Source organism: Devosia geojensis, assembly GCF_000969415.1.
Classification (GTDB): Bacteria; Pseudomonadota; Alphaproteobacteria; order Rhizobiales; family Devosiaceae; genus Devosia; species Devosia geojensis.
In genome coordinates this window covers 1-8,272 of the sequence record NZ_JZEX01000077.1, presented here as the reverse complement: position 1 = coordinate 8,272, position 8,272 = coordinate 1, and the positions used below count along the sequence as shown (strand labels likewise).

Genomic DNA, 8,272 nt, shown 5'->3' with positions numbered 1-8,272 from the left:
CATCGGAGCACAGCAAAACGTCATTTGCAGGCCGGCATCACGTCTGCGGGACATGATGAAGCAGGAATCTGGTCTTAGGGGGCAGCATGCGCTATAAGCGCCGGACTTTTATTCAAAGGGACGCTTCATGACTGTGGGTATCAAGGCCGCAATCCGGTCCGTTCTGGGTCTGGTTCTCGCTTCCGCGCTGGCCGCCTGCACCACCGTGGAAGGCACCAATGCCTTGACCGATTTCGGCACCTTCGAGCGCGAGGTGATGACCTCGACCGCCCAGGGCTTCGGTCTCGTTCCGCAGGGCGAGGCCAAGGAGGACCCCAACGTGCGCGCCCCGCTGGCCCTGCCGCGCAACCTGTCCTCGCTCCCCCCGCCGAGCCAGAACGCCGCCGCGCAGCTGCCCGCCAACAACGACAATCCGCAGATCGATACCGCCGGCCTCTCCCAGGCCGACCTCCAGCGCCTGCGCAACGCGCGCGTCGTCGATCTCAACACTTATTCGGGCCGCCCGCTGACCGAAGCCGAGGCCAGGGCTTTGACCGCGCGCATGTCGGCCGCCGGCATGAACGTTTCGTCCAGCAACCAGCGCCCGCTCTACCTGCCGCCCGAACGCTACTTCACCGTCGTCGGCGGGCGCGACATGGTCTGCCAGGCGCCGAACGGCGAGCTCGTGCCGCTCAACGACGCGCGTTGCCCCGAGCAGATCCGCCGTGCACTGCGCTCGGCCGGCCCGCACGTTCCGGGCCCCGGCGGATTCTCCGCCTCCGACCAGATGGGCCAGAACTGATTATCGGGCGCGGCAGCAGCCGCGCCTTTTTATTGCTGCGCCGCCCATCCGGGTCCCGCATGTCATGAAAGCGTTTGCGCCATGAGCGAAAGCCGCACCGCCCCGCCCGCCGGAGACCGGCTGGCCAAGGTCATCGCCCGTTCCGGGCTCTGCTCGCGCCGCGACGCCGAAGGCTGGATCGCCGCCGGGCGCGTCACCGTCAACGGCAAGAAGGTCATCACCCCCGCCTTCAACGTCACCGAGCGCGACAAGATCGCGGTCGACGGCCAGCCGCTGGCCGTCCGCCAGGGCACCCGTCTCTGGCTCTACCACAAGCCCGCCGGGCTGGTGGTCACCGAGAAGGATCCGCAGGGCCGCCGCACCGTCTTCGATGCCGCCGAGGAGCTCGGGCTGCCCCGCGTCGTCAGCGTCGGCCGCCTCGACATCAATACCGAGGGCCTGCTGCTCCTCACCAATGACGGCGGCCTGAAGCGCGTCCTCGAGCTGCCCGAGACCGGGTGGCTGCGCCGCTACCGCGTGCGCGCCCACGGCGCCGTCACGCAGGCGCAGCTCGATACCCTCCAGCACGGCATCGAGGTCGAAGGCATCCGCTACGGCGAGATCGAAGCGACCCTCGAGCGCGAGCAGGGCACCAATGTCTGGCTGACCGTCGCGCTGCGCGAAGGCAAGAACCGCGAGGTCAGGAACGTGCTCGAGGCCTTGGGCCTCACCGTCAACCGCCTCATCCGCGTCAGCTACGGTCCCTTCCAGCTCGGCGACATCCCGCCCGGCGAGGTCGAGACCGTCAAGGCCCGCGTGCTGCGCGACCAGCTCGGCAACAAGCTCGCCGAGGCTGCCGGCGTCGATTTCGACAGCGACATGCCCGAGCCCATGCGCTCGCGCCCGCCCCAGCGCGCCGGCCATCCGGCCAAGTCCCATCCGGCCAAGATCCGCACCGAGCGCGGCACCTTCTCCGGCCAGCCCGAGACCCGCCGCGCCCCGCGCATGCGTGAGGACGACAACACCCCGTCCCCCCGCCGCATCCATTTCGAGGGCGGCGAGACCATCACCGACTTCCGCGGCAAGCCCGCCGGGCGCGGTGATCGACCCGAACGCGGGGACAGGATGCGTGGCGACCGGCCCGAGCGTGGGGACAAGCCTGTGCGTGGCGATCGGCCCGCCCGCGGCCCGCGGCCCGAGGGTAGCGACCGTCCGTCGCGCGGTTTTGGCGCGCGCAGCCGTCCGCCCCGCGATTTCGGCGAGAAATCCCGCACCCCCGAGGACGGCTTCGAGCGCCGCCCGCGCCGCCGCCACGCGGAAGCCGGCGGCCAGGCCGACGCCCGCCAATCGCGTCCCTACCGCGAGGCCCGCGCCGGTGGACCCCGTCCCGCCCGCGGCGGGTTCGAGGGCAAGGGCGGCCCGCGCGGCGACAACCGTGGCCCGCGACCTGACCGTCCCGATCGCCCCAAGTTCGACCGTTCCGGTTCGGACCGGCCGAGGTCCGATCGTCCTCGCTCGGATCGGCCCAAAGGCGCTCGTCCCGATGCGGCTGCCGAAGGCCGCCCGCAGCGTCCCGCCTTCGGCAAACCCGCTCGCCCCGGCAAGCCCGGTGCCCGTCCGCCCTCGCGCCCCGGCGCCGCCGGCCCGCGCAAATCCGGCCCCGGTGATCGCCCTCGTGGCGGTCCGGGTGGCCGTCCCACGAACCCCCGTAAGCCGCGTGGTCCCAAGTCCTGAGCTGGCTGTATATGGCTGAACAACTCATTGCGCGCTATCGCATCGGCTCCTTCGCTCCCCTCCCCCTTGAGGGGAGGGGCCGGCGGTGGGGGTCCATCGGCGGCTCACTGAACGACCCCCACCTTCAATCCCTCCCCTCAAGGGGGAGCGAGGCGATGGAGCCACCGAGCCGGTCTGACGGGAAAGCGAGCTAAGCCATGCGCATCGTCGCCGGCCGCTTCCGCGGCAAGCAGCTCGAAACGCCCTCCGACCTCTCGATCCGCCCGACGGCCGACCGGGTGCGCGAGTCGATGTTCAACATCCTCTCGAGCCGCCTCGGTCCGAACTTTGACGGCCTGCGCGTCATCGACCTCTTCGCCGGCACCGGCGCGCTCGGCCTCGAGGCCCTCTCGCGCGGCGCCGCCCACGTCACCTTCGTCGATACCGGCGCCGAGGCGCGCGGCCTCATCCGCGACCATATCGAAGCCTTCGGGGCAGGGGGCATCGCCAAGCTCCTGCGCCGCGACGCCACCGCCCTCGGCCCCGCCGGCACCATCAAGCCCTTCGACCTCGCCTTCCTCGACCCGCCCTACGGCAAGGGCCTGGGAGAAGCCGCGCTCGTCTCGTTGCGCGACGGCAACTGGCTGAAGCCCGGCGCCACCCTCGTCTTCGAGGAATCGAGCGACGCCGTCATCGACCTGCCCGACGGCTTCGAGCTGGAAGACCGCCGCGAATACGGCGCGGCCGGAGTGCATATTTTGAGGTTTATCGGCTGAGGCTCGTTCCCCTCCCCCTTGAGGGGAGGGGTTAGGGGTGGGGGGAAGCATCGATGGCTCACTAACCCACCCCCAACCCTCAATCTCTCCCCTCAAGGGGGAGGGAGGCGAAAGAGCCGCCAATACTGTGCACACCCAGTAGCCTCATGGTGAGGTGCCGCGAAGCGGCCTCGAACCACGAGGCGTGGCAGGTATTGTGCTAAGCCGCCGCCTTCAAGCACTGCGCGCAGCGCCCGCGGATTTCCATCGTCGTGCGCTCGGTCTTGAAGCCGGTGCGTCCGGCCCAGCCGGAAAGCCGCTCCTCGATCACCTCGTCGGCGAACTCATCGACCTTGCCGCAATTCTCGCAGATGGCGAAGGCGATGAGGCCCTTCCTGTGGCAATGCGCGTCGGCGCAGGCGACGAACGCGTTCAGGGATTCCAGCCGATGGGCGAGGCCCCGCTCCACCAGCTTGTCGAGCGCGCGGTAGACCTGCAGCGGCGCGCGCAGGCCCTCCTCGCGCAGCTTGTCGAGGATGTCGTAGGCGCTGAGCGGCGCCGTTGAGCGGTTGAGCGTTCCCAGCACCAGGCCCTGGTTGCGCGTCAGGTCGCGCGGGGTGTCGTGGGTTTCAGCCATGGCGTGCCTTTCTGCCGAAAAAGTATCCGACGGGAACGAGAAGCGAAAGGGCGAAGACGATGAAGGCCATGACGACGATCGACGGCCCCGAGGCCGTGTCCCAGGTCAGCGACCCGTAGAGCCCGCCGACCACCGCCACCACCCCGAGGATGGCCGCGATCACCGCCATCATCTCGGGCGTCGCCGAAAGCCGCCGCGCCGTCGCCGCCGGAATGATGAGCAGCGAAGTGATCAGCAGCACGCCGACGAGCTTCATGGCGATGGCGATGACGCTCGCCATCAGGATCATCAGCACGATCCGCGCCGCCTCCGGCCGCAGCCCTTCGGCCTCGGCAAGCTCCGGGCTCACGGTCGAAGCGAGCAGCGGGCGCCAGCCGAGGATCAGCACCGCGAGGATCGCCGCGCCCCCCGCATAGATCACCGCGATATCCGAGACCGAGACGGCAAGGATGTCGCCGAAGAGGAACCCCATCAGGTCGATGCGGATCGTCGTCAGGAACCCGACCAGCACCAGCCCCACCGCCAGCGTCGAGTGCGAAAGGATGCCTAAGAGCGCATCGGTCGACAGCGTCGCCTGCCGCTGCAGCACGATCAGCGCCCCCGCCACCAGCGCCGCCACGGCAAAGACGCCGAGCGTCATGTTGAGCGACAGCATGAAGGCGAGCGCGACCCCAAGCAGCGCCGAATGCGCCATCGTATCCCCGAAATACGCCATCCGCCGCCAGACGACGAAGCATCCGAGCGGCCCGGTGACGAGGGCAAGACCGACGCCGGCAACGAGCGCGCGAGTGAAGAAATCGTCAAGCACGGTGAGCCTCCAGCATTGACCTTCGGACAAAAATGTCCGATATTAGCCGTGATGGGGGCCGGCAATGACGAGAGACCAGCTTCTGCGGCTGTTGCGCAAGGAGTGCAAGGCGCGCGGCTGGACGCTCGAGGTCGATACGCGGCTCGGCAAGGGCTCGCACTATCGCGTGATGGTGAACGGTCGCATCACCACCATCAAATCCGGAGAGATGTCTCCGCAATATGTGAAGCTTGTTCGGGCGCAGCTTGGTTTGTGAAGCCGGCCGCGCCTCTGCCCCCAAAGGTGATCTGATATGGTGTATCCGGCGATTTTGGAACCGAACGGCGTGGGTGGATACACTGCGCGATTCAGCGACGTCCCCGAGGCGATCACCGAGGGTGCGACGCGCGAGGAGGCGTTGGCCAACGCGGCTGATGCGCTGGAGGTCGCGCTTCTCGGTCGCATGAAGGACGGACAGGACATTCCTCCCGCCAGCAAAGGGGAAACGCTCGTCGCCATTCCCGCCCAGGCGGCGGCGAAGCTGGCGTTCTACCAGGCCTTTCGGGCCTCGGGCCTGTCGCGGGCGGCGCTCGCCCGAAAGATCGATCGCGATGAGGCCGAAGTCCGGCGCATGCTCGATCCCTATCACGCCACCAAGCTGATCAACCTCGACGAGGCCATGCATGCGCTCGGCATGCGGCTCGTCGTGTCGTCCGAGGTTGCTTAGCGAAGCGCTGACAGCAAAATCGAGGGACGTTGCGGCAACCTCACCCATGCCCGTGCCCCTCGTGCGAAGCCCCGTCCGCGTGCCGGTGCACGTGCACCGCGCCGTCCGCCGTGTGCTCGTGGTCGTGGTGATGGTGGTAGAACGCCAGCGCCCGCGCGCCGCGGTCGCCGAGAAGCTGCTGGTATTCGGGGCTCGATTTGACCGTCTCCGGCGTCCCCCGGCAGCACACATGCCCGTTGAGGCAGATCACCGTGTCGGTCTCGGCCATCACCACGTGCAGGTCGTGGCTGATCATCAGGATGCCGCAATTGGTGGTGTCGCGGATCTTGCGGATCAATTCGTAGAGCGCGACCTCGCCGGAAAAGTCGACACCCTGCACCGGCTCGTCGAGCACCATCAGGTCGGGCTTGCGGATCATGGCGCGGGCAAAGAGCACGCGCTGGAACTCCCCGCCCGAAAGCTCCTGCACCGCCGCGTGCAGCAAGTGCCGGGCGCCCACGGCCTCCAGCGCCGCGTCGATCTCGCCGGCCGAGAACCGCCCGGTCAGCGTCATCAATCGCGCCACCGTCAGCGGCAGCGTCCAGTCGATGGCGAGCTTTTGCGGCACATAGCCGATATTGAGCTTGGGCGCGCGGGCCACCGTCCCGCTCGTCGGCTTGACGACGCCGGTCACGACCTTGGCCGTCGTCGACTTGCCCGAGCCGTTGGGGCCGATCAGCGTCACGATCTCGCCGCGCGCGATGGAAAGATCGATCCCCGAAACCAGCGTGCGCCGCCCGGATTTCACGGCGACGCTCTCGAGGCGGATCAGCGTTTCCTTGGGGGCTCTCGCATCCATTTCGGTATGTTTTCCGGAACTGCACGCCGCCGGCGAAGGGCGGCTTGACTCTGCTCTACACGTTATAGCATAACGCCGCAACGACGTAATACTATAACACTTCGTTCGTTTCCCTCACGCTTCAAGAGGCTTCGCAAATGCGCCGCTCCCTCCCTCTCGCCGTCCTCGCCGCCGCAATGCTCACCAGCGTGGCGCAGGCGGCGCCCGATGTCGTTGCGTCCATCAAGCCGGTGCACTCGCTGGTCGCCGCCGTCATGGAAGGCGTCGGCGAGCCGAGGCTCCTCGTCACCGGCAACGCCTCGCCTCACACCTATTCGCTCCGCCCCTCCGATGCCGGCGCGTTGCAGAACGCCGATATCGTCTTCTGGACCGGCCACGGCATGGAGCTCTTCCTCGCCGATGCGCTCGACACCCTCTCCATCGGCGCGACCGTCGTCGAGCTCGCCCACACCCCCGGCGTAGCGCTCCTGCCGGTGCGCGAAGGCGGCGCCTTCGAGGCGCACTCCCATGGCGATGAAGGGCACGACCATGAGCACGACCATGAGCATGACCATGATCACGATCATGATCACGCGCACGACCATGAGCACGAAGGCGGCGACATGCACTTCTGGCTCGATCCGCAGAACGCCAAGGCGATGGTGACCGTCATTACCGAAACGCTCTCCGAAGCGGATCCCGAGAACGCGCAGGCCTACGCCGCCAATGCCGAGCGCGAGCTTGCCGAACTCGATGCCCTGACTGCCGAGATCGAGCGGGCCGTTGCTCCCGTCGCGCAAAACCCCTTCGTCGTCTTCCACGACGCCTACCAGTATTTCGAGAACCGCTTCGGCTTGACTGTCGCCGGCTCCGTCACCGTCTCGCCCGAGGTCATGCCCGGCGCCCAGCGCATAACCGAGCTGAAGGCGCGCGTTGGCGAGCTCGGCGCCGCCTGCGTCTTTGCCGAACCGCAGTTCGAGCCGACCATCATCTCCGCCATCACCGAGGGCACCGGCGCAAGGACCGGCGTCCTCGACCCGGAGGGCGGGCTCCTCACCGAAGGCCCCGATCTTTATCCCGAGCTGCTGCGCGGCCTCGCCGCCTCGCTCGTCGAATGCCTTGGAGAATAGCTATGGATGACGTCATCGTCGTCGGCGGCAGCTTTGCCGGCCTCAGCGCCGCCCTTTCCCTCGCCCGCGCCCGCCGCAAGGTGCGTGTGCTCGATACCGGCCTGCCGCGCAACCGCTATTCGGATGCCGCGCACAATGTCTTCGCCATGGACGGCGCCCCGCCGCGCGAGCTTCTGGCCAGGGCTCGCGCCCAGCTCGAAGCCTATGAAACCGTAACCTTCGAGTCCGCCAAGGCCACCGCCGCTACAAAGAACGGTGATGGTTTCGCTCTGACCCTCGAAAACGGCGAAACGCGCGAGGCGCGCCGCCTGGTCCTCGCCTATGGCGTCGCCGACCAGTTCCCGGATCTGCCCGGCTTCGTCGAGTGCTGGGGCAAATCCGTGCTGCACTGCCCCTATTGCCATGGCTACGAGGTCGCCGGGCGCCGCTGGGGCACGCTGATCCCGGCCAACGCCGTCGCCCACGCCGTGCCGCTCTATAGCGACTGGACCGACAGCATCACCGTCTTCGCCGACGGCGCCGAGCTCGACGAGGCCGCCCGCGATACCATCGCCCGCTACGGGGCAAAGCTCGTCGCCGAGCCGGTGATCGGCATCGAGCAGGTGGACGGCCAGATCCGCGCCGTGCGCACCGCCGCGGGCACGCACGAGGTCGATGCGCTCTTCTCGCCGCGCCAGGTCCTCCCCTCCGCCGACCTGGACGAGCAACTGGGCTGCGCCCACGAGACCATGGGGCTGGCCACCTACGTCACCGTGGACGAGCGGCGCCAGACCACCGTCCCCGGCGTCTTCGCCGCCGGGGACCTCGCCAACCCCATGCACAGCGTCAGCGCCTCCATCGGCCACGGCACCGCCGCCGGCGCCTTCGCCCACCAGTCGCTGCTGTTCTGAGTATTCAGCGGACTATCGGTTCTTGCGCCCCTCCCCCTTGAGGGGAGGGGTTGGGG

10 protein-coding genes are annotated in these 8,272 nt (G+C 68.3%); 7 read left to right on the top strand and 3 right to left on the bottom strand.

The genetic code is table 11. The features are described 5' to 3' along the window. Positions 1-127: 127 nt before the first annotated feature. The 3 genes from VE25_RS07160 to rsmD all read left to right on the top strand — a co-directional run bounded on the left by VE25_RS07160 (position 128) and on the right by rsmD (position 3,249). Positions 128-781, top strand: coding sequence for a hypothetical protein (locus tag VE25_RS07160; protein WP_046107926.1), 654 nt, complete (start codon positions 128-130; stop codon positions 779-781). A gap of 81 nt (positions 782-862) precedes the next feature. Then, positions 863-2,494 (top strand): pseudouridine synthase, encoded by a 1,632-nt coding sequence (locus VE25_RS07155; RefSeq protein ID WP_046107925.1) that lies wholly within the window; start codon positions 863-865, stop codon positions 2,492-2,494. A 197-nt stretch (positions 2,495-2,691) separates the two neighbouring features. After that, positions 2,692-3,249: a 16S rRNA (guanine(966)-N(2))-methyltransferase RsmD gene (gene rsmD, locus VE25_RS07150; RefSeq protein ID WP_046107924.1), complete on the top strand. Its 558-nt coding sequence runs from the start codon at positions 2,692-2,694 to the stop codon at positions 3,247-3,249. Between the two features lie 199 nt (positions 3,250-3,448). Here rsmD and VE25_RS07145 read toward each other — a convergent pair whose 3' ends face one another. Continuing rightward, complete coding sequence (locus tag VE25_RS07145) at positions 3,449-3,865, bottom strand: Fur family transcriptional regulator (RefSeq protein ID WP_046107923.1); 417 nt, start codon at positions 3,863-3,865, stop codon at positions 3,449-3,451. Then, a complete protein-coding gene (locus VE25_RS07140; protein ID WP_046107922.1) occupies positions 3,858-4,673 on the bottom strand; it encodes a metal ABC transporter permease in 816 nt (271 codons plus the stop codon). The genes VE25_RS07145 and VE25_RS07140 overlap by 8 nt, the downstream gene beginning before the upstream one ends. Before the next feature lie 64 nt (positions 4,674-4,737). On the opposite strand from VE25_RS07140, the gene VE25_RS07135 reads away from it, so the two are divergent. After that, positions 4,738-4,929 carry a hypothetical protein gene (locus tag VE25_RS07135; protein WP_046107921.1) on the top strand — a complete coding sequence of 64 codons (192 nt, stop codon included), beginning with the start codon at positions 4,738-4,740 and terminating at the stop codon, positions 4,927-4,929. A gap of 36 nt (positions 4,930-4,965) precedes the next feature. Beyond that, the gene (locus tag VE25_RS07130; protein WP_046107920.1) at positions 4,966-5,379 is read left to right on the top strand and encodes a type II toxin-antitoxin system HicB family antitoxin; all 414 of its coding nucleotides are present in this window, start codon (positions 4,966-4,968) and stop codon (positions 5,377-5,379) included. Positions 5,380-5,419: 40 nt separating this feature from the next. On the opposite strand, the gene znuC is transcribed toward VE25_RS07130, so the two are convergent. Continuing rightward, positions 5,420-6,217, bottom strand: coding sequence for a zinc ABC transporter ATP-binding protein ZnuC (gene znuC / locus VE25_RS07125; protein WP_046107919.1), 798 nt, complete (start codon positions 6,215-6,217; stop codon positions 5,420-5,422). A 137-nt stretch (positions 6,218-6,354) separates the two neighbouring features. Between znuC and znuA the strand changes: the two genes are divergently transcribed. Further along, positions 6,355-7,326: a zinc ABC transporter substrate-binding protein ZnuA gene (znuA, locus tag VE25_RS07120; RefSeq protein ID WP_046107918.1), complete on the top strand. Its 972-nt coding sequence runs from the start codon at positions 6,355-6,357 to the stop codon at positions 7,324-7,326. A gap of 2 nt (positions 7,327-7,328) precedes the next feature. Next, entirely contained in the window at positions 7,329-8,216 is an 888-nt protein-coding gene (locus tag VE25_RS07115; protein ID WP_046107917.1) for an NAD(P)/FAD-dependent oxidoreductase, read from the top strand. The last annotated feature ends 56 nt before the right edge of the window (positions 8,217-8,272 follow it).

Excerpts from the sequence above, each read along its gene's own strand:
- VE25_RS07130 (WP_046107920.1), top strand. The coding sequence starts at position 4,966 with ATGGTGTATCCGGCGATTTTGGAACCGAACGGCGTGGGTGGATACACT.
- VE25_RS07135 (WP_046107921.1), top strand. The coding sequence starts at position 4,738 with ATGACGAGAGACCAGCTTCTGCGGCTGTTGCGCAAGGAGTGCAAGGCG.
- znuA (WP_046107918.1), top strand. The coding sequence starts at position 6,355 with ATGCGCCGCTCCCTCCCTCTCGCCGTCCTCGCCGCCGCAATGCTCACC.
- VE25_RS07155 (WP_046107925.1), top strand. The coding sequence starts at position 863 with ATGAGCGAAAGCCGCACCGCCCCGCCCGCCGGAGACCGGCTGGCCAAG.
- VE25_RS07160 (WP_046107926.1), top strand. The coding sequence starts at position 128 with ATGACTGTGGGTATCAAGGCCGCAATCCGGTCCGTTCTGGGTCTGGTT.
- rsmD (WP_046107924.1), top strand. The coding sequence starts at position 2,692 with ATGCGCATCGTCGCCGGCCGCTTCCGCGGCAAGCAGCTCGAAACGCCC.
- znuC (WP_046107919.1), bottom strand. The coding sequence starts at position 6,217 with ATGGATGCGAGAGCCCCCAAGGAAACGCTGATCCGCCTCGAGAGCGTC.
- VE25_RS07115 (WP_046107917.1), top strand. The coding sequence starts at position 7,329 with ATGGATGACGTCATCGTCGTCGGCGGCAGCTTTGCCGGCCTCAGCGCC.
- VE25_RS07145 (WP_046107923.1), bottom strand. The coding sequence starts at position 3,865 with ATGGCTGAAACCCACGACACCCCGCGCGACCTGACGCGCAACCAGGGC.